The sequence below is a fragment of the Flavobacterium frigoritolerans genome (assembly GCF_025847275.1).
GTDB lineage: Bacteria > Bacteroidota > Bacteroidia > Flavobacteriales > Flavobacteriaceae > Flavobacterium > Flavobacterium frigoritolerans.
In genome coordinates, this window is sequence record NZ_JAOZEV010000020.1 from 1 (window position 1) to 21,481 (window position 21,481).

A 21,481-nucleotide genomic window follows, 5' to 3' on the forward strand; every position below is an offset into this window, starting at 1 on the left:
CTGTAGTAGTTAATTTTGAGCCATCTAATGTGTTATTCACGCTCGTTGCTGCCCCAACTAAATCCTTTAAATTAAACACTTTATCAGGTCCACTTTCAGCTTTATACGTCAAGGTATTTCTATCCTTATCGTAATCTAAACTTGTCAAGGTTTCATTTGCCCCAACTATATCCTGAATATTGATTGTTTGCGGATTGCCACTTTGATCTATATAAGTAAATACATTTGTATTTGGATTAAAAATAACCGTTCCCTCAGATGATGTAATTTCATCTGAAACAACTATTCTGTTCCATTTATTATCAAACCAATAGTAATAACCAGGTTCAACATTAAATGGAGCTGTACCTGCAACTGCCTCGTTAAAAACCAAAAGACTTGAAGGTAATGAACCGCTATTTACAATAGGGTTCATAAGATTTGTGGCTTTAAGTTCTACTCTAGGAATTAAGATCCCTTTATCTGAGGCCACCACATCTAACTGTGACGAGCTATTGGGCAAAGGGGTTCCCACACCTACCTGCCCATAAGCGGTAAATCCTCCCAAAATAAGAAATAAGGAGAGTAATTGATTTTTCATAAATGTTCATTAAAAATTAATAAAAACTAAATGTAATTTGTTAGATTATTTGTGAACAATATCACATGGAAGCGCTCAAAAATTGAGCAACTATTATTTAATAATACGCTATCAAAATTTAGATAGAGTATTACAACTAACTATAATAATATTCCATATTGCTATAAAATGTAGCTACATTATTAGTTGCCATTTTACAATCCAATTTTGTTATTTAAAAAAACATATCCATAAATGTGCTTAAAACTGAAATTATCTTATTTCAGTTTTAAGCAAAAAATAACTAATGAAACTTAGTATAAAACCATGGAGCTTGTGTAAATGGTTACCTACGATACTAATAGGATACAACTCATCTACAACAAGAATAAATAAAACTTTAAGACTGGGGCGTCAGTTTTAAAAATGATTATATTGATTCAATATTTATAGTTTACTATTATAAATGCAATTTTAACACAAACTAGATTCTGCAAAGAAGGCACTAAAAAAGCTTAAAATAAAGAAAACAGCTACGCACATCTACTCAGTCATTAAAAAAAACTAACCACCTGTAATTAAAGGCAATAGCACGGTATAAATATTACTAATGAGTGAAATTGCGTAGCCTTAAAAAGGCTATATATAGAAATATAAAAAACTAAACAATAGTTAAATTCAAAGTATAGTCCCAAAACAAGAAAAAAAACACAACTTTAAAAATAATCATCAAAATAAAATCAATACTAAATAGAATAGCTATTTATAAAAAGCACTTTTCTTCATTCCATATACCCTCCATCTACAAATCTTACAATTACAGTCTTTGATAAAAAAAGGCAAATACTTTGAACTTGAATACCAATTAAAATCTTAATAAAAACTAATTACAATAATGGTACTTATCTTTACTATTAAGCTGTTTCGGAAAAGGAATAAGATTAAAAGATTCTTAGCAAGATCATGCTGAATTAACACTAAAAGAAAGCGTTATTAAAAAAGAGTAATACTTGAGTAATTTTTGATAGTTTAAATCGTCCAAAAAAAAACATAACAATAATTAAAACAGGAAATAAGCTAATATAAAAGCCCCTCATTACTTCTTTATTTTGTTCTGAGCTCCATTTATTATTTTAAAAAACTCAAATAAAACTCTTTTTATACAATTTATTTTAGAGGTTAATCATCCATAAGTTCATATCTTCCTCTGGCAATAGATTGATTTTTTTTCTTAACCTATATTTTATTGACTCTACAAAGCATAATGACATATCTAAAACTTCTGCAATCTCCTTATTGGTAAAATTCATGCGAACTAATACCGATAATATAAGTTCTTCTGCAGTAGCATTCGGCAAATACACTGCAAGCTTTTTGGCAAAATCAGGATATAACAACTTCATTTTGCTTGCTAAATCACCTAAATCATTATTTTTCACAAGCTGAAAAAGACTATCGGCATCATGTTTTCTTTCTACTAACCACTCTACCAATAATCCTTCTTTTTCATTAAACTTACCTTGATCTAGTTTCTGTTGTTCTTTATAATATTGAAACAACACAAATCCTGTAATTACACTCAGCACTACTATAGCTAACAATACTCCCAAAATAAACATCATTTGATTCATCATATATTGTTGAAATTTTAATCTTTATTCACTTCCATTTCTATCATAATAACTTTCTGCAACCATAATTAACTGTATTGCTCTTTTCTTTTAATGAAGTACTATTCTTAAGTAAATCGAGACTAATCTTTAGCCTTTCAGAAGGCAAAAGGATTGTTTGCGATGTAAGTATTCCTAATTGCCATACTACTAAAAGCAGAAAAGTGAATCTAAATTTCATCCATCCAATACAATCAACATCAATACTAGCTAAAATTTGCAATTTCCCCTTATTGCAACTTCTATAGTAACATTGAGACAATTAATAATACTTAGATCTATTTTTTTTAGATATTACCGCTATGTTTACTTTCTATTCTACCTATGACTTTTACATCCATAAAAATGGTGATATTTCTACTTTACTTAAAGAAATTAAGTATCTAGACATTTTTTTCATTGTCAGAAATACTAAGTATCTACAAATATTTTAATTTTTCAATGTGTTCAAAATCTAAAAAACAACTTTAAACAAGTACTAGTCTTCAGTCGTAATAGGGTAAATCGTCAAGATCATTGCTAGAAATTGCCTTTATTTTTAATTTACTTTTTAATAATTCGTTTAATGACGGCCCATTATTAATAGCACATGCAGGAAGTTGTTCTCTAAGTTCTTTTAATTCCTTTGGATTTGCAGTAATACTTAAATGCTTTAATTTTTTCAACTTAGATAAATTATCTATAGTATTTTTTAACTTAATTGCATTTGTTTCAACTAAATGCAATATACTTATATTACTCTTTTCAGTAAAAAAATCGAGCTCTGGTAAGTTTTCATTACCTGAAATTTCAAGTATGCGCAAATTATTTAGTTTTTCTACAAACTTAAAATCCAGGAAACCTTTGCATTTATCAAATGATAAAGATTTCATACCCGCAATACGTCCAATATTTTCAATATGAGTTAATTTAGGCGTATAACTTATATCCAATGCCTCAAATGCTATATTTTTAGGTAAAACAATTTTATGTGCCTTTTTTGCGGCGCATACTTTTACTTTTAGTAGCTTTTTGTCAAGTCGTGAAAAATCTAAGATGCTGTTAGTTGTATCTCCAAAAATAGAGAGACCATTATATATGTCAAATATTTTATCATATTTAATACTCGGATTATAATAACTATCAGATAGACCTACTTCATCGGCACTGTCAATATATTTTCTTTGTAATAGTAATACAAGTGCTCTGGCTTCTTTAGAAGACAAATCTCTACTTAAGAAAACACTCTCAATTTCCGCAAAGCTTTTTATTTCAGGAATATCTTTAAGCCATGCTCTAGTTTTATCAACTCCAAAACCTAAAGGTGCACTACCTAGCATAGCAAGTAAATGTTCATTATTCATATTTTCACTTAATTAAAATACAGTCTATTGCAATCAAACCATTATCTGGCATGATTTAGCTACAACTTAAAATTTTTATAATTTTATACTGCTTAGAAAAAGGGTATTTAAAGTATATCATAACTACTATCAAAAACAATAATGGAAACTCCCAAAAGGCTGCTTTTATATTGCTATCCAATAAATACAGAAAGACTACTAAAAAGGATTTTGATGCGATTAAGCAATTAGCCCAAACGAATGTGTAAGGAATCAACAGTAATACACCACCCATAATTGTAATTATGCCTAATGATATTACCCCTTTTGTAGAAAACCCCCATTCCAAAAAGATATTTACCAAGCCGCCATCTAAGTTTATGATATCGATTCCATTAAAAATTTCTTTCATGGAAACAAATAGCATTACGGATATGGCAATATGTTTTACATCTATATTTATCATGATACCTTAATTAGTAAGTGAAGAATGATTTTAAGCAGAGACTGCTCCCATAACAGTCTCTTTAATCTATCAGTTTGTCCCCCAACAATTCTGATAAACGCTTAAAAATCGTTTTAATTCAGTATAAATTTCTTCTTAAATCGATGTTGTTTCAAAAGGGGGAATGACAGCTAACCAAAGCTCTCCCCCCTTTTTTGTCACTAACTATAAATAATAACAATAATCTCAGGATAATCTATAAATAGTAATCTAAACACAACATATTATCTTGCCAGTTACGTACATTAATTAATGCACTTAAAACAAACAGCATTGTGATTTATAAAAATCATAGAATAGCTTGATCAAACATCTTAACTTTAGCAAATTGAAGCATTTTTTTTAGAAAAAGACACTCACTACGCTACACTTATCTACTCAACAATTAAAAAAATCATAAACAATTAAAAATCAATACATTAATCTCTTTTTTATACCTAAAAAAGACATAAAAGAAAGTACATTTTATAATAGTAAGTAGTAAACGCGTAGGTTCTGTTTTTCAAAGAGTAGAAATATAGATTAACAACAACTAATATTGAAAATAAAGGCAAAAAAAAAGGTATCCTTATTGCTTATAATAAGGATACCTCTACAGTAAATTATTCTTTTATCAACCTTTGCTGATATAGGAGAAAAGATATTTAACGCATTTAGTATTATGCTTTAATGGGAATATTAAATCTTATAAACCCGCAATCCAGATACTAATATCATTTTTCGCTTCAAGATTTGCTTTTTTTCTTATTCTATAAATTCTTGCTTCAACAGATCGGACAGTAACATTTGTATATAAAGCAATATCTTTAACAGGGAAACCCAATTTTAAGAAAGCGCATACAATTAATTCCGTTTTGGATAGAGATGAAACCTCTTGGAGTATTTTATTATAAAAATCAGGATGGCTGGCTTCAAACTTAGATAAAAACATCGGGTCGTTATCTTTTGCTAATTTCAAAACTTCATCCAAGCTGGTTCCATTTAAGAGTATTACTTTTTCAAGTATCTCTTTTTTATTTTCCAGTCTTTGCTTTTTTTCAGCAACTTTTCTTTTCTCTTTTTTCTTCCTTTTATACAATCGTATTGCAAAAAACAGAAAAGTAACTGTAAACAAAGCACTTACAATAATAGCAACAGCTCCAGTATTTCTAATTTTTTCAACTGTAGAATATTCTTCTTTAATAAGTTTTTTAACTGTTTTAACTACAGCCTTCTGCTGTTTTTTTTGTAAACTATCGTTAAGAGAAAAATATTTATCGGAATACATCTCTTCCTTTACTTTATCACCTAGTTCATCATATGCCTTTGAAAGGTTGAGATAAACATCTCGTTGTATTTCTCTTTTTTTAAGCTTTTTGGCTAAATAAAGTGCTTTTTGGTAATAACTTATTGTTTTATCAAACTGTTTTCTTTCAAATTCCAGGTTACCTAAATCAAGATAAGCATATAATTTAACAGAGTTATAATTTTCTTTTTCTGCAAGTTTGACAGCCTTAATCAAATAGGCTCTTGCAGTATTGTATTGTTTTTGTGCTAAAAAACAAGCTCCTACATTAGCACTTGCCAGAGATAAATTAACATTTTTAACTTTTTGATCTTCTATTTTATTGAATTGATCGTAACTCAATATAAAATATTTTTTTATAGAGTCTAGTACTTCACCGCTTCTATCATACCCTACCGCAATATCGTTGTAAATCAATCCTTTTTGCTTAAAAGTGGCATCTATCGTTGCTATTTTAGAGGTTGCTTTCAGTCCTTTTTTTAACTCAATAAATCCTTGTCCATAAAGCCCAAGACCTATATAACTAATTCCTTTTATACGATATGCTTCTGAGAGCAACTCATAATCTTTTATTTCAGAAGCAAACTGTTCTGATTTTTTAATCTGTTCCAGTGATTTATCATACTGATTAGTATCGTAAAGATTTTTTCCAGCAAGCATTGCGCTTATTGCCATTCCTTTTTTATAATCTATAATTTCGGAATATTTATAACTTTTCAGACTGCTTTCTATAGCTTTGTTAGGGATGCTATCTGCCATTTTTACTATGTTACTCAATATACTGTCAATTTGTTTTTCTGTATACTGTTGGCCGTAACCTTTTACTATTACAAATAGAATTAGTATTTGTAAAAAAAGTCTTTTACTCATATTTAGTTTTTGTAAAATTATATATTTATTAACCAATCATATAAATCCACATCTGGAGGTACATTTAGTTTTTTTCGGAGTCTGTATCTTTTAGACTGAACAGCTCTGATAGTGCTTTTTGTGTAAATAGCAATTTCATTTGTTGAGAAACCTAATTTTAATAATGCACAAAATCGTAATTCACTTGAAACTATTGTTGGTGTAATTTTAATTATCTTGTCTATATACTCTGGATACATTTCTTTAAATTTCGCAAAAAAGAGTGGACTCCCTTCCATCACCAGAAGTTTTAAATCTGCTCCTTCTACTTCTTTATTTGTTTTTTTACTTGTTAATTTTTCTATTAGCTCAATTTTCCTTTCTAACTGATTATCAACATAATTACTTTCTTTTTTTACCTTTACAAATCTTTTTCTATATTCTTTGATGTAAACAAAAGTGATTATAATAATTATAAAAAGTAAAGACAATAATGTAATTATTACCTCTACATTAGTTGTCATTTTTTCATCTTTCTCCTCTAAAAATATTTTGAGCGAAGTATATATTGCTTCTTTATGGAGTTTAGCAAGACTATCATTTAGTGTAATATACTTATACCTATAGTACTTAGTACTGTCCTGAATTTTTAAAACATTGTAAGTTCTAGAAAGATTATAATAGAGATCATTTATATAAAATATTCTTCCATTTTCTTTTGCTAGTAGCAATGCTTCTTGAAAGTACTTTTTTGCATCATTATAGTTACCTCCATAAAAACTCAAAGACCCCAAACCAGAAACAGCTTCAATGGTTATAAAATCTAATTTAAGTTCTTTAGAAAGTCGTGCTGCGCTTTTTAAATAGAGTTCTGCTTTTCCGAATTCATGTTTTTTAAGATAAAAAGACCCTAGAATAACATTCGCAAAAGCCATGCATCTACTTTTATGAGGATTATCTTCATCTATGTTTTCAAAAAAGAGGTAGCTTTTTCTGTAGTAGTACCCAACAGAAGCTTCATCTATTTCATTTTCTTCATGATTCAGAGCAATATTACCATAAATAAAACCTAGGCTTCTATTCCGGTCATTTTCATCTTTAATTTTTTTGGCATATACAATAGATTCCTTTAATAACTTGGAAGCATCATTGTAAAAACCAAGTCTGGCAAGGCTTACACCTCTCAAACGTAATGCCTTTGATTTTAAATATGGTTCTGAGTTTGTTATTATTTTATCAGCCTGCGTGGCATAATACAAAGCCAGTTTATTGTCTTTACTCCTTGTATAACTCTCACTCAAAAAAATCTCTGCCAATATAACTCCATTTTTATAATCGAGTTCTTTAGCTAAAGAAATAACCTTTATTGCTTCTAATTGAGATTCAAGGGGGAAATCATTCTCTATATTGATTGCATGATGGAGTAAACTATCAATTTTACTGACATTATTTTGAGAAATGACAATATTATATGTACACAATAAAATGAAAAGTAATACTCTTTTCATAAATTTAATTAGTTAAATTAGTTCTTAGAAAAAGACACAAACATGGCTTTAAAAGCTAACTTATGTCATCCTTTAACCGTACTTTTCTTTATTTTAAGAGAAATGTTAATATTATTTTATTTCAGTCTATAAACTGAAAATAAAAAATTGTAATAGCTTATTTTTCTGTTTTATTACAAATCATAATCTAATAAAAATAATCTCAAAATTGGAGGTTGAGATTCTTAAAAATATTTGTGGCAAATATAATTAATAACATTTCATATAGGTATTATGTTTGTTTTTTTTTAAGAAAAAATAACCTTTAAAAACCAAAAAAAAGCCATAATAGGGTATAAAACAGCTTTTTTGATTCTTAATTTCCGTAATAAATTTACAAATATCATTTCATCTAACACACTTATAAATAATTAATTTACAACAATATATAATAATTTATTTCATATAGATATACTTATTTTAGATGACTGTATTAATAAAGAACTTCAATTCAGTTCTCATTTCAGATTTTATTTTCGATGAATCAAATAATAATATATCCTCTATTTTTTCCAAATTTAATTTAATATCCTTGTTTAATGTCGAAACTATCAATGGAACTCCTCTTCTGTATATTCGTAATAAATCGACTAACTCTTGATCTGAATAAACCACAAATAGCATAAAAGCATATTTATCCAATTCATCATCGAAGTTTTTAAAATTTTTATAGACATCGAATGAAAAATGTTCTTTAAACTCATATTTCAAAAACCTTGAAAAACATTTTTGGCTATCGTATATCAATCCCTTTTTTTTCTTATCCATTTGCTCCATTTTTTATATAAACCATTGTTTATTAATTAACTTAACTTCCTTTACTCTTAACATTATCAAAGCAAACAGGCAAAGTAATTCTACCAGATTAACTTAATTTCATTAACCTAGTAATGCTAATTATTTTGTTTACTCGATTCTTTTATTTGTTCAATCCAACCTTTTATTTCTTTTAATTCAAGTTGAAATTGTTCTATTTTATCTTTTTGCTGTTTGTTTTCCTTTTCTAATTTATTGTTATGCTCAGACAGTTCCTGCATGGCTTTAATCATTGGAGCAATTAAATAGATATAACGTACAGAGAGCATTTTATCTATACTATGATCTTCTTGTACAATTCCAGCATCGCTGTGTACTTAATTCCAATACTTGAAGTCACTCCTGACCTATTTATATTAACTCCATAGATACTATTTCCAAAATCCTCAATTCCTGTTCTTACATTTTGTAAAGCCAGCTCTCCAAATGAAATATTCGTTTGAGCCAGCCTACCTATCTGTACTTTGTTGCGTTTGAATACAATGTCCTTATCATCTATAGTTCCTGTAAGCGACACTCGGGAGAGCAAAACCCCTTTATTAGGAAATCTAACATCTAAAGCCGATGACTTCTCTGCAGTTTTTGTTCCTATTGCTATTTGAGCATAGGAGCTGTAACCTATAAAAACAAAGGCAAGAGCAAAGAGCAAAATATATTTTTTCATGAATTTAAAATTAAAATCAACAACTTAGTCTTTAAAAGAGTAAATCATTTGGGGGATAAAACAATTGTAGCACTATTTAAAAAAACAGATAAATTTATGCTATCTCCTAACTACAGGCTGCAAAATTACCGTAATCCCTACATTAATTAACAATTATACACTACACACATCTACTCAAAAGAAATAAAACCCTTTTATTTTATGACCTCGTTAACACTTAAAGGAGAATAGTCTTCATTTTTTCAACTTTTCTACTTCCTTTTTAAAAACAAAAAATTATTTACTCATTTTTATGATCCAAAGGCTCTATTAAGATTTAAGAAACTCTTCGTTTATTTATCATTTTTGATTTCCAATATTCTAGATTGATAAAGATGTAAATCGACAAAGAGAATGCAAAGAAGTTAAACACCAAACTTAACGACTTAGCTCCTCTGTAAAAAATCCAACTTCAGCTTCACAAAGTTTTATACATCTTAACCTAATAAAACTAAATAGTACGCTAATTAAGCTGATTTAAATAAATAGTACGCAAAAGCGTAAAGAAATAATATTTAGCCTCAGAACCTTTGAACCTTTTCTATAAACTCACAATGAACTCAAAAATCAATTCATCTCGTTTCTAATAAAATTCTAATTTTTTTCTAAAACATCTCTAATGGCTTATTCTAGAGAGCCAGACTAATTTTGCGCCATGGTTAAGAATTAATTGTTTACCAATCAATTCAAATTACGGGGAGTGATATTTTCTATTTCAAAGCGAATAGCCCAGAGCTGCAATCGTCCTTTCAAACAGGCTGGTTTATAGAAGGCTTACTTTCTCAAACATTAATTATACATATGATACGTACTAAAAAAATTCCATTCGTACAAAGTTGGGCAATAGCTCCTGTATTGGCATTAACAACAATAATAATGCTCGTAAACATCGCTATTCCGTTCTCGCCATTGGCACCGATGTTAAAATTGCAACCGCTTCCTTTGAGTTATTTTCCTTGGTTATTTGGAATACTCACTTGCTATTGCTTATTAACACAATACGTTAAAACGTGGTTTATTAAAAGATTTAATCAATGGTTATAATACTAAAACAACATGATACTAAATACTAAAAACAGTTACAGATTCCTGACACCAAGAATCTCTAATCAAAAAACTCAATACAAAAACCTTTTATTAACGCTAATTACTGCAATAGCCTTAACAGCTTGCCGTGGTAAAGAAGAAACTGCAGATAAACAAAATTATACTTTACAGAATGATACAATTACAGTTCCTGCAACATCTACAATTTCTCCGAAATTAAAAATACAAGCGGTTACAAATGAACCGTTTCAATTAGAACTAATAACAGCAGGTACAGTAAAAGCTATTCCTAACTTTTATGCCGAAATTGCTCCACCATTTTCTGGAAGAGTTACCAAAGTACATTTAAAACTAGGAATGAAAACTCAGGTAGGAACACCCCTTTTTGAAATGGTTTCACCTGATTTTATTGATGCGCAAAAAAACTTCTTTCAGGCAAAATCAACTTTTCAAATAGCTAAACTTTCGCTTAAACGCCAGCAGGATTTAAAAACTAATGGCGTAGGATCTCAAAAAGATCTGGAAGAAGCAGAAACCAACTTTGAAATCAACGAAAAAGAATACCAAAATGCAATTGCAAGCTTAAAAATATTTGGAGTAAATGTAAACAAACTTGTTTTTGGTCAACCACTTATTATCTCCTCTCCTATTGCCGGAGAAGTAATAACAAATGAAATTGTCTTGGGACAATATATCAAAGATGATGATTCTCCTAAAGCCATAGTTGCCAATTTAAAAAAGGTTTGGATTGCAGGACAAGTAAAGGAAAAAGACATTCGTTTTATTAAAAAATTAGATGGTGCCGAAATTCAGGTAGCCTCATATCCCGATAAAAAAATTATTGGAAAAATTTTCCATGTTGATGAAATAGTTGATGAAGCTACTCGAAGCGTACAAGTATTAATAGAATGTGCTAATGAAGATCATGCTCTTAAATCTGGTATGTATGTTACTGTAAAGTTTATAGACACTCCCGAAAATACACTGTTTGTTCCTGCCAAAGCTGTCTTACAATATAACGACAGAAGTTTTGTACTTGTTCAACTAGAAAAAGGAAAATATATAAGACGTTATGTAGAAACTGGAATTACAAGCAACGGAAAAATAGCAATACTCTCTGGATTAAAACCAAATGAAATAATCATAAGCGAAGGAGCTTTTTATCTGCTTGAAGCGAAGTAAGTTCTCAGTACAAGTTTACAGTCACAGTTGAAACCTGAAACAAAATAGTTCTCAGTACAAGTAAGCTGTCGCAATTAAAACCTTTGAACCTTTGTCTCTTTGAGCCTTTAAAACTCAGCATCTTTGAACCTTAACAAGAAAAAAAATGAAAAAAAATATATTTCAAACAACAATAGCAAAACGCTGGTTAATACTGACGTTATTCTTACTTCTTTCAGTATTTGGTTATTATTCATGGACAAAACTTTCGGTAGAAGCCTATCCAGACATTGGCGATGTAACCTCGCAAGTAGTAACGCAAGTCTCAGGTTTAGCTGCCGAAGAGATAGAACAACAAATTACTATTCCGATAGAGCGTGCTATAAATGGTTTACCAGGTATGCACGTAATGCGAAGTAAAAGCACCTTTGGACTATCTATGGTAACTATTGTTTTTGATGATGGTGTCGATGATTATTTTGCCCGAGCAAGAATTCAGGAACGCTTAAATGATGTTGAATTACCATATGGAGCAATCCCGGGTTTAGATCCGCTTACCTCTCCTACTGGCGAAATTTATCGCTATATCATCGAAAGTAAAAACCATGACTTAAGAGCCTTAAGTGAATTACAAGAATATACCATTATCCCAAGGATAAAACAAATTGCAGGAGTTGCCGATGTAACCAACTTTGGAGGTATTACAACACAATATCAGGTAGAACTTGACCCTCGAAAAATAGAACAATATGGTTTGTCATTAAGCGAAGTAACCGAAACTATCGAGAAAAACAATGCTAATGTTGGAGGAAGTGTCATCGATCGTGGAGATCAGGCGTATGTAGTACGTGGAATTGGTTTAGTAAAAAATCTGGATGATATCGGACGTATTGTAGTTAAATCGGTAAACGGAGTTCCAATTTATCTAAACGATCTTGGGAAATTAAAATATGGAAACCTTGAGCGCAAAGGGGCTTTGGGATATTCGGACAAACGAGGAGCAGATTATTCAGATAATATTCAAGGTATTGTGCTTTTGCTAAAAAACGAAAATCCATCAGTAGTATTAAATGGAGTAAATGAAGCTGTAGCTGATTTAAATAAAAATTACCTGCCAGAAGGAGTTCAGATTCATACTTTTTTAGACAGAACCGATTTAGTCGATACCACTCTTACTACCGTATCACATACTTTACTAGAAGGAATGGCACTGGTAATTATTGTATTAATTGTTTTTCTAGGAAGTTGGAGAGGCGCATTATTAGTAGCAATTACAATTCCTATTTCGCTTTTAATTGCCTTTATTTTAATGAAGCTTACTAATATCCCCGCCAATTTACTTTCATTGGGAGCAATTGATTTTGGAATAATTGTAGATGGAGCAATCGTAATGATGGAAACCATCTTGAAAAAACGTGAAGATAATGAAGATGTCGAGCTTACAGAACAAAGTGTAGCAGAGAAAGCAAAAAGCGTAGCACGACCTATATTCTTTGCAACACTAATTATCATAATTGCTTACTTGCCATTATTTGCTTTTGAGCGTGTAGAGAAAAAACTTTTTACACCAATGGCTTTTACAGTTGGTTATGCGTTATTGGGAGCATTATCGGTTGCCTTATTACTTATTCCGGGATTGGCCTATTTTATTTATCGCAAGCCACAAAAAATGTATCATAATAAATGGTTGGATAAACTAACCAATTCGTATCATAACAGCATCCTAAAGATAATGAAGGCTCCTAAAAAAGTAATAGCACCATTAGTTGCTGTACTAAGCTTTGCATTTATACTAACTGCCATGGTAGGAAAAGATTTTTTACCTCCACTCGATGAAGGTTCAATCTGGCTACAAGTATCATTACCGCCGGGTATAACTTTAGAAAAATCAAAAGAAATGAGCGATACACTTCGTCATCGAACATTAAAACACGACGAGGTAACTTATATGATGGTACAAGCAGGACGCAATGATGACGGAACTGATGCTTGGACACCATCACATTACGAATGTAGCATTGGTTTAAAGCCTTATAGCCAATGGAAATGGGGAAAAACTAAAGCCGATCTAATTAAAGAACTCGGAGAAGAATACGCTAGTATGCCAGGCTACAACGTAGGATTTACTCAACCAATGATTGATGGTGTAATGGATAAAATATCAGGAGCACATAGCGAATTGGTTGTAAAAATTTATGGAAGCGATTTTAAAGAAACCCGAAGAATAGCCAAAGATATCATTAAAACATTAGAAAACGTAAAAGGTGCAGTTGACTTAGCCATTGATCAAGAACCGCCATTACCACAAATACAAGTTATTGCCGATCGTCAAAAAATTGCTCAGTATGGACTGAACGTAGATGATGTATCTGAATTAATAGAAGTAGCAATGGGTGGAAAAGCAGTATCTCAAATATTTGTAGAAAATAAAGTCTATGATATCATAACGAGATACAATGAAGAAAGCCGCAATAGTCTGGAAAAAATAGGAAATCTAATGCTGACAAATTCCGAGGGAATTAAAATTCCATTGTCACAAGTATGCGATATTAAGCCTAATACAGGAGAAAGTACCATTGCAAGAGAAATGAACAAACGCCATCTTACGGTTCGATTAAACCTAAGAGGTGCCGATTTAGGTTCTTTCCTAGCAGAAGCACAATCAAAAATTGAAGAAAAAGTAAAATACGACCACGAAAAGTATAAAATAAAATGGGGCGGACAATTTGAAAATCAAGAACGAGCATACAGCCATTTAGCTATTATTGTGCCACTAGCATTATCATTAATGTTTGTACTATTATATGGTGCATTCGGAAAATTCCGTCAGGCTGGATTGCTAATGAGTATCGTTCCACTGGCCTTATTTGGAGGAATGCTGGCGCTTAATGTTCGAGGAATGACACTTAACGTATCCTCTGCAGTAGGTTTTATTGCCTTGTTTGGAGTTGCTATACAAAATGGAGTTATTATGATTTCGCACATTAATCAGCTTCGCAAAAGAGGAATGGGTTTACTTGACGCTGTAACAAATGGCGCAAAACAACGCTTTAGACCCGTATTAATGACAGCAACTGTTGCTGTCCTAGGATTATTACCCGCCTCGTTAGCAACAGGCATAGGAAGCGATGTACAGCGGCCTTTGGCAACAGTAATTGTATATGGGTTGCTGTTCTCTACCATTCTAACACTATTTGCTTTGCCTTCTCTTTATTACCTGATGGAGAAAAAATTTGGAAACGAAAACGAAGCACTACAAGAAGAAATCGATAATCAATAAAACGATGCATTATGATTAAAAACATAAAATATAAATGGATACTACTTTTGATACTGCTGCATATTTCAGTAGTATCAAATGCTCAGATAGACACCACATTTACGCAAGTAAAAATGAACTATACTCATTTTTTATCATTAGTAAATAAAAACAATTTAGGATATGCAGCCGAAAAATTTAATGTAAACATAGCCGAAGCAGATATAGAAGCTGCAAAAGTTTTTCCAGATCCAGAACTTGCTATAGGAGCTAGCGATAATGGACAGCGAAGAATGCAAATGGGATATGGTTTTTCGTCAGAAGTAAGTTGGACATTAGAACTTGGCGGAAAGCGTAAAGCCCGAATAAATGTAGCTAAAAGCACAAACGAACTCACAAAAGCATTATTAGAAGATTATTTTCGCAACCTGCGTGCAGAGGCAACTTTAAACTATTTAACCAGCTTAAAGCAAAAGGACATCTTCAAAGTACAATTAAACTCCTACACTATTCTTAAAAACATAGCTGCTGCAGATAGCATTCAGTATAAATTGGGCAATATAGCCGAAATTGATGCCCGCCAGAGTAAGTTAGAAGCCAACTCAATGCTCAATGAAGTGTACCAAAGTGAAGCCGATTGGAAAACTGCCCTATTAGAACTAGGAACTATGGTAGGCAATCAAAAAGCAGATACATTGTATTCGCCATCTGGAGACTTAGGGAATTTTGACCGTTTATTTGATTTAAATGAGCTAATTACTGCTGCCGAAAACAATCGAGCCGATTTACTGGCTGCACTTAAAAACAAAAATGTATCTCAGGATCTTTTAAAATTAGCCAAAGCAAATAGAGTAATCGATCTGGGATTAAGTTTAGGTGTAGAAAGCGCATCGATAGTGAGTAATGCAGTAGCACCTACTCCATCATCAAACGCTGTTTCGGCAGGCATTACAATACCTTTAAAATTTTCAAATCGATATAAAGGAGAGTTAAAAGCCGCTGAATTTAGTCTGCAACAAGCTGATGTTTTGTACAAACAAACAGAATTACAAATTCAGATAGAAGTAAGAAAAGCATACTTTAATTATCTCACAACACAAAAACAAGTGCGCCAGTTTAATACAGGCTTGCTAGCCGATGCACAAAAACTTCTTGATGGAAAAGTATATAGCTATAAACGCGGAGAAACTAGTTTATTCGAAGTTTTAAATGCACAACGAACCTATAATGAAACACAACTTAATTATTATGAAACCCTATACAATTATGCTACCGCACTAGTTGAACTAGAAAAATCAGCAGGTATTTGGGATATTAACTTTTAAAATAATAATGATAAAATGAAAAATACATATACAATCTGCATCATGCTCTTTTTTATATTAAAAATTAGTGCGCAACAAGAAAGCTTCACATTTGGCATAAGTGCTGGTGCAAACTGGTCATCATTAAAAGGAGAAGATATTGATAATCTATCTCGTGATGGATCTGCCAAAAGAGCAACCGGATATGCGATCGGGGTTACACTCGATAATAAAACATCAAATTACTTTGGTTTAAAACACGAGCTTTTTTATAGCCAACGAGTTACAACAATCAGAATTGATGATGAAATAAATTCAGTATTCGACAGTAAATTTAAACGCCAGTATATTGATCTATTTCCTGTCAGCCCTGCTCTTTATTACAAAGGGTTTGAGGTATATACAGGACCTTATTTAGGTTTTTTATTAAACGCTTCGGTACAACGCAAAGACGGAGAAGGAAATGCATACACCGACAAAACAATTTACGGAACAGGACAAGCTTCAGGCGATTATAGTCAAAAAATGGATGCCGGATTTGTAGCGGGTTTAAATTATGCTCTACCAAATGGTATAAACATAGGCGCAAGATACATTAGAGGCTTGGTCCCAATATTAGAAAATTCCGAAAGTAAACACCAATGGAAAATATACAATGAAAGCTTTTTTGTAACAATAGGTTATAAATTCAATAAAAAGTAATTTGATTGTCCTTACTATTTATTAGATAAAAAATGCCCTAATCTAAACGCTGTAATTATGCGCTACGGGTTAAATAATAGTATATACTCTATTTTTTCAATACTAATATCATTACTACCTCAACTCTACATTACATCAGTTGAGGTAGTAAAAACCGAGCGTAAAGAACAAATATTAAAATTAGATAATTCGTTCTTACTTATTTCTTTAAGATTCCTTTTTGAACACTATCATCAATTAACTTTTCGGCATAATTCCAAATGCTGCTTGAACCTTCTTTAATAGCTATTTTTTTCTCATAAACTTTGTCATAAGTCACTCCAAATTCACTCCAGGTTCCACCATTATTTGACGTATTTTGTAGCAACGGTTCCAGTCTATCCATTGCTTTGGCAAATTTTGCTTCATTCGTTTCACCTGCTTCAAATTCTTCCCAAATTTTAATAAACTCCTCCGCCTGCTCCTGAGGCAGCAAACCAAAAATCCTATTAGCTGCCAAACGTTCCTCATCTGTATTAGAGTGATTTTTTTGAGTATCGTAAATAAAAGTATCCCCTGCATCAATTTCGACAACATCGTGAATCAATACCATTTTAACCACTTTCAAAACATCGATATCAGAATCAGAATGTTCTGCCAAAACTATTGCCATAACAGCCAGATGCCAACTGTGTTCTGCATCGTTTTCATTTCTATCGCTATTAAAAAGTTTCGTTTTCCTTTGAATGTATTTGATTTTATCAATCTCTTTTATAAAATCAATTTGCTTTAATAATTTCTCAGATAACATATTTTGTATTTTTATATTATTTCATGCACTAATAATAACTTCCATATAATGTCACATTTAATCCCAATAGCTATCGGGATTAGATAAAAATATAGCAATGTAATTATTTAAATTAACCCGTTGGGTGTAATTAATTTAAACATTTTGCACGCTCAAAAAAGGCGTTACACTTGTTTTAAATGCACATAGCTAGCTTTGTAAAGGAAATGTATTTCTTTTTGTTTTCTTTTTATACAAACGAAATCTATGTTTCTATGTGTTTAAATGAAATTTTGCGACTCAAGCTAAGCGAATAGACGAAGTAATTGCACCCAACGGGTTTAAATTAATATTATTAAACTTTCGACTTACTTGGCTTCTAAACAAAAGTTTAATACTCACAATGCTTTTTTAAAAAACTGACCTAATCTTCTTAAGTCATTTTCAAGATTATCATCCCACTGTAATGCAAAATTTAATCGCATACAATTATTGAATTGATCGTGCTGTGTAAACATTCGTCCAGGTGCAAAACTTAATTTTTGTTCTATTGCAAGATCATATAACTCTGCTGTATCAATCCTTTCGTCCAACTCCAACCACAAAAAAAAGCCTCCTTGCGGTTGTGATATTTTGGTATTTGCAGGAAAATGATCCTCAATAGTACACTGATATTTTAGGCAATTGGTGTGTAAAGTCTGCCGTAGTTTCCTCAGATGCTGGTCATATCCCCCAAATTCCATAAAATCGGCTATAACTTCCTGATATAAAGAAGGCATCGATACTGTTTGCAGTAATTTTTGCGATATGATTTTATTTTTAAATTTTCCAGGAGCTACCCATCCTATTCGATAACCAGGAGCTAAGGTTTTAGAAATTCCGCCGCACCACATCACAATTCCAGCTTCGTCATATACCTTACATGGCTTAGGTCTTGAAGCACCAAAATAAAGATTCCCAAATAAATCATCCTCTATTAACGGAACATTATAAAAAGTAAGCATTTCTACCAATCTCCTTTTAGTAGTATCGGGCATTAAACTGCCCATCGGATTATTGAAATTACTAACCAAACAAACTGCATTTACCTTGTGTATGATTTTTTTTAATGCATCTATATCTACGCCAAATACAGGATCAGTAGGCAGTTCAATTACATTTAGTCCCATTGATTTTGCTAATTGCAAAATTCCAAAATACACAGGACTTTCTACTGCTATTGTATCTCCGCTTTTAGTAACAGCCGTTAAGCAATTAAATATCGCATTCATTGTTCCGGGAGTCGTCACAAAATCGTCACCAGTTAATTTCCCTTCTAATACTAATGCCCATTTTGCAATACTTCTTCTAAAGTTTTCATTTCCCTGAGCGGGTTCAATTTCCACACCCTTATTACCAAGATCTCGGGTAATTTTAATAACACTTTTGTTTAATTTAGCAATAGGCAGCAAACTATCATCAGGAATTCCTAAAGAAAACTGTCTGATATCTTTCCTGTTTAAGGATTCATATATTTTATTGATTAATTCATCCGGATTTTTTTCTTTTGCGGTCAAGTCTGGTTTACTAATCGATGGCAGCGCCAGCTTTCTTTGGCTAGATATACTTACATAATAACCTGATCTCGCTCTCGATTCAATAAGAGATTTACTTTCTAACTCTAAGAAAGTCTGCTTGGCTGTATTAAGACTAATACCGTGAATCTTTTGTACAGATCGCAATGATGGTAGTTTATCGCCAATTCTTAATGTTCCTGAAAGAATTTGTGCCTCGATTATTTTCGCAATTTTATGATATAAAACTTCCCTACTCATTTATAAAAATTTCTGTGCCATGTAAAATTACGGAATACAAATCTGTATCCTAAATTATTATTCTAAATTTTAGAATTTATTAAACGGAATGATTTATCCAATTTGTCAACCTAGAGATTGAGTTTTTTAAGTTTTCATTGGTAGGATGCTTCATTTTATCCTTTTGAGTAAAAAGTAATAAATCGGCAACCATATCTTCAGAGACACTTGCTTTGTCTGAGAGTACTCTATAAGTAACTTCATCCGATTCATTAAACAAAATAAAAGAACAGGCTAGTATTTTATCATTGTCCGCCATCATAATATCCAAAGGGAGACCAAAATCTGGTGTCAATGCATTTATTCTGAAACTGTCTTGCTGTGTATATAAGTCTACAATCTTCTTAAGATCTGATAAGTAAACTGATCTGTATTTAATATTCATAACTTGCTTTGTTTTTGTTATCATTCACAATTTGCTACATGGCAAATGTAAATTACAACGCAAAAAAGACACAGATACAGAAATACGTTTTATTAAGGACACAGAAATTTTAATTTATTTTGGAGGTAATTAGTAAGACAAAAAATAATACCTGTAATTATTAGTACAAGAATATAATCTCGTATTTTAAAATTTTGACTTACTTATTCCCGCTCAAAATATTTATTAATTTTGTAAAAAACTTTAATATGATTGAAGATCAGGAAATAGCTAGTAAAGCATCTCTTATTGCTTATTTTGAAAATATCATACCACTTAGCCAAAAAGAAAAAGCGCTTGTTTCAGAAAAATTCCAATCAAGATTCTACCAAAAAAAACAATATGTATTACAAGAAGGAGATATAAGTACACATATGTATTTTGTAGTACATGGATGCCTTCGTATGTATAAAGTAGATAACAAAGGTAGTATTCATATTATTCATTTTGCAGCAGAAAACTGGTGGATGAGCAACATCGGAAGTTTCTATTCTGCTACGCCCTCAGAAATGAACATCGATGCTTTAGAAAATACATTGGTTTTACATATCAGCTATAATGACTTAACAACACTTTATGTTCAGGCTCCAAAATTCAATCTTATCTTCCGTGTATTAATAGAAAATAACTATGTATCATTACAAAAACGCTTGCTCCAAAATATCAGTTCTACAGCAGAAGACCGCTATAATTCATTTCTAGAAACATACTCTCATTTAGCAAACCGCCTGCCTCAAAACCAGATTGCTGCCTTTTTAGGTATTACTCCAGAGTTTGTTAGTCGCTTACGTAGCCGTTTAAACAAATCAAATACTTAAACCAGATCAATACTATTTCTTGATCTAGTTCATTGGTAAACGCTCCTTCATACCTGAACTTTGCCTTTTCAAAATTTAACTAATAAATCTAAAAGACATGAAAAAGTTTGGTGTAACAATTTTACTTTCCACTTTATCTATTATATATAGCGATGCACAAACCATAAACTACGATGGTAAAGAGTTTGAACTTTCAAACGTAATTGCTTCGACTACCTTTTTAAATGGCGAAAAAGTTCTAAAAATTGAACGTGATCTAACAAAAGTTCCATTCGATATAAACCATTTAGAAAAAACTGTTGATGAACCTACATTTCTTAAACTAAAGAATGTAGAATTTGAAAATGGTATAATTGAAATTAAAGTTTTGAGCCAATTACAAGATCCTTTGCCTTTTAAATTTTCAAAAGGTTTTATAGGGCTTGCTTTTAGAGTTAATAAAGATAATAGTGCCTACCAGTCAATTTATTTAAGACCTAAAGCAGGAAGATCAGAAAACCAATTAGAAAGAAATCATACTGTACAATACTATGCTTACCCAAACTATAAATTTGCTAAACTCAGAAAAGAGGAATACAAAGGTCAATACGAAACGTATGCCAATATTGATTTAAACGAATGGATAACTATAAAAATAGAAGTCAAAGATAAAAAAGCAATACTGTATCTAAACGGACAAAAACACCCTTCGTTTATTGTAAATGAAATGTTAGGAGATTTTAATGGCAGCGGCATTGGTCTTTGGGTAGATGTTGGTACAATAGGTTATTTTAAAGAGCTAAAAATAATTAAGACAAAATAATATGTATCGTACAACGCTAAAAAAGATACAGAATTTTTAATTTATTTTAGAGCTATTACTAAGTGGTTAGTCTAATTATTTATAAC

General features: G+C 31.2%; 18 protein-coding genes and 1 pseudogene. 7 read left to right on the plus strand and 12 right to left on the minus strand.

What is annotated here, in order from left to right; genetic code table 11:
- The 9 genes and pseudogenes from OIU80_RS18625 to OIU80_RS18665 form a co-directional block, all read right to left on the minus strand.
- A pseudogene (locus tag OIU80_RS18625) lies at window positions 1-580 on the minus strand (hypothetical protein); the annotation flags it as partial.
- Window positions 581-1,731: 1,151 nt separating this feature from the next.
- Window positions 1,732-2,193, minus strand: a complete 462-nt coding sequence (locus OIU80_RS18630; protein WP_264288480.1) for a hypothetical protein — start codon at window positions 2,191-2,193, stop codon at window positions 1,732-1,734.
- Between the two features lie 521 nt (window positions 2,194-2,714).
- Window positions 2,715-3,572 carry a hypothetical protein gene (locus OIU80_RS18635; RefSeq protein WP_264288481.1) on the minus strand — a complete coding sequence of 286 codons (858 nt, stop codon included), beginning with the start codon at window positions 3,570-3,572 and terminating at the stop codon, window positions 2,715-2,717.
- Between the two features lie 55 nt (window positions 3,573-3,627).
- The gene (locus OIU80_RS18640; protein WP_264288482.1) at window positions 3,628-4,017 is read right to left on the minus strand and encodes a hypothetical protein; all 390 of its coding nucleotides are present in this window, start codon (window positions 4,015-4,017) and stop codon (window positions 3,628-3,630) included.
- 724 nt (window positions 4,018-4,741) lie between these two features.
- Window positions 4,742-6,211: a hypothetical protein gene (locus tag OIU80_RS18645; RefSeq protein WP_264288483.1), complete on the minus strand. Its 1,470-nt coding sequence runs from the start codon at window positions 6,209-6,211 to the stop codon at window positions 4,742-4,744.
- 17 nt (window positions 6,212-6,228) lie between these two features.
- Complete coding sequence (locus OIU80_RS18650; RefSeq protein ID WP_264288484.1) at window positions 6,229-7,698, minus strand: helix-turn-helix domain-containing protein; 1,470 nt, start codon at window positions 7,696-7,698, stop codon at window positions 6,229-6,231.
- Window positions 7,699-8,157: 459 nt separating this feature from the next.
- A complete protein-coding gene (locus tag OIU80_RS18655) occupies window positions 8,158-8,505 on the minus strand; it encodes a hypothetical protein (RefSeq protein ID WP_264288485.1) in 348 nt (115 codons plus the stop codon).
- A 125-nt stretch (window positions 8,506-8,630) separates the two neighbouring features.
- Window positions 8,631-8,822 carry a hypothetical protein gene (locus OIU80_RS18660; protein ID WP_264288486.1) on the minus strand — a complete coding sequence of 64 codons (192 nt, stop codon included), beginning with the start codon at window positions 8,820-8,822 and terminating at the stop codon, window positions 8,631-8,633.
- 5 nt (window positions 8,823-8,827) lie between these two features.
- Entirely contained in the window at window positions 8,828-9,217 is a 390-nt protein-coding gene (locus OIU80_RS18665; RefSeq protein WP_264288487.1) for a hypothetical protein, read from the minus strand.
- 729 nt (window positions 9,218-9,946) lie between these two features.
- Here OIU80_RS18665 and OIU80_RS18670 point away from each other — a divergent pair.
- The 5 genes from OIU80_RS18670 to OIU80_RS18690 all read left to right on the plus strand — a co-directional run bounded on the left by OIU80_RS18670 (window position 9,947) and on the right by OIU80_RS18690 (window position 16,729).
- Complete coding sequence (locus tag OIU80_RS18670; RefSeq protein WP_404827385.1) at window positions 9,947-10,300, plus strand: cation transporting ATPase C-terminal domain-containing protein; 354 nt, start codon at window positions 9,947-9,949, stop codon at window positions 10,298-10,300.
- A 12-nt stretch (window positions 10,301-10,312) separates the two neighbouring features.
- Window positions 10,313-11,485 (plus strand): efflux RND transporter periplasmic adaptor subunit, encoded by a 1,173-nt coding sequence (locus OIU80_RS18675; protein ID WP_264288489.1) that lies wholly within the window; start codon window positions 10,313-10,315, stop codon window positions 11,483-11,485.
- Between the two features lie 145 nt (window positions 11,486-11,630).
- A complete protein-coding gene (locus OIU80_RS18680) occupies window positions 11,631-14,744 on the plus strand; it encodes an efflux RND transporter permease subunit (protein WP_264288490.1) in 3,114 nt (1,037 codons plus the stop codon).
- Between the two features lie 11 nt (window positions 14,745-14,755).
- The gene (locus tag OIU80_RS18685) at window positions 14,756-16,048 is read left to right on the plus strand and encodes a TolC family protein (protein ID WP_264288491.1); all 1,293 of its coding nucleotides are present in this window, start codon (window positions 14,756-14,758) and stop codon (window positions 16,046-16,048) included.
- 15 nt (window positions 16,049-16,063) lie between these two features.
- Window positions 16,064-16,729, plus strand: coding sequence for a porin family protein (locus OIU80_RS18690; protein ID WP_264288492.1), 666 nt, complete (start codon window positions 16,064-16,066; stop codon window positions 16,727-16,729).
- Window positions 16,730-16,928: 199 nt separating this feature from the next.
- Here OIU80_RS18690 and OIU80_RS18695 read toward each other — a convergent pair whose 3' ends face one another.
- From OIU80_RS18695 to OIU80_RS18705, 3 genes are all read right to left on the minus strand, one after another.
- The gene (locus OIU80_RS18695; protein ID WP_264288493.1) at window positions 16,929-17,519 is read right to left on the minus strand and encodes an HD domain-containing protein; all 591 of its coding nucleotides are present in this window, start codon (window positions 17,517-17,519) and stop codon (window positions 16,929-16,931) included.
- Window positions 17,520-17,896: 377 nt separating this feature from the next.
- Complete coding sequence (locus OIU80_RS18700; protein WP_264288494.1) at window positions 17,897-19,312, minus strand: aminotransferase-like domain-containing protein; 1,416 nt, start codon at window positions 19,310-19,312, stop codon at window positions 17,897-17,899.
- A 79-nt stretch (window positions 19,313-19,391) separates the two neighbouring features.
- Window positions 19,392-19,736, minus strand: coding sequence for a hypothetical protein (locus OIU80_RS18705; protein WP_264288495.1), 345 nt, complete (start codon window positions 19,734-19,736; stop codon window positions 19,392-19,394).
- A gap of 248 nt (window positions 19,737-19,984) precedes the next feature.
- Here OIU80_RS18705 and OIU80_RS18710 point away from each other — a divergent pair, with 248 nt between their 5' ends.
- Together OIU80_RS18710 and OIU80_RS18715 are read left to right on the plus strand one after the other, a co-directional pair.
- Window positions 19,985-20,593, plus strand: coding sequence for a Crp/Fnr family transcriptional regulator (locus tag OIU80_RS18710; RefSeq protein WP_264288496.1), 609 nt, complete (start codon window positions 19,985-19,987; stop codon window positions 20,591-20,593).
- Window positions 20,594-20,690: 97 nt separating this feature from the next.
- The gene (locus OIU80_RS18715) at window positions 20,691-21,395 is read left to right on the plus strand and encodes a hypothetical protein (RefSeq protein ID WP_264288497.1); all 705 of its coding nucleotides are present in this window, start codon (window positions 20,691-20,693) and stop codon (window positions 21,393-21,395) included.
- The last annotated feature ends 86 nt before the right edge of the window (window positions 21,396-21,481 follow it).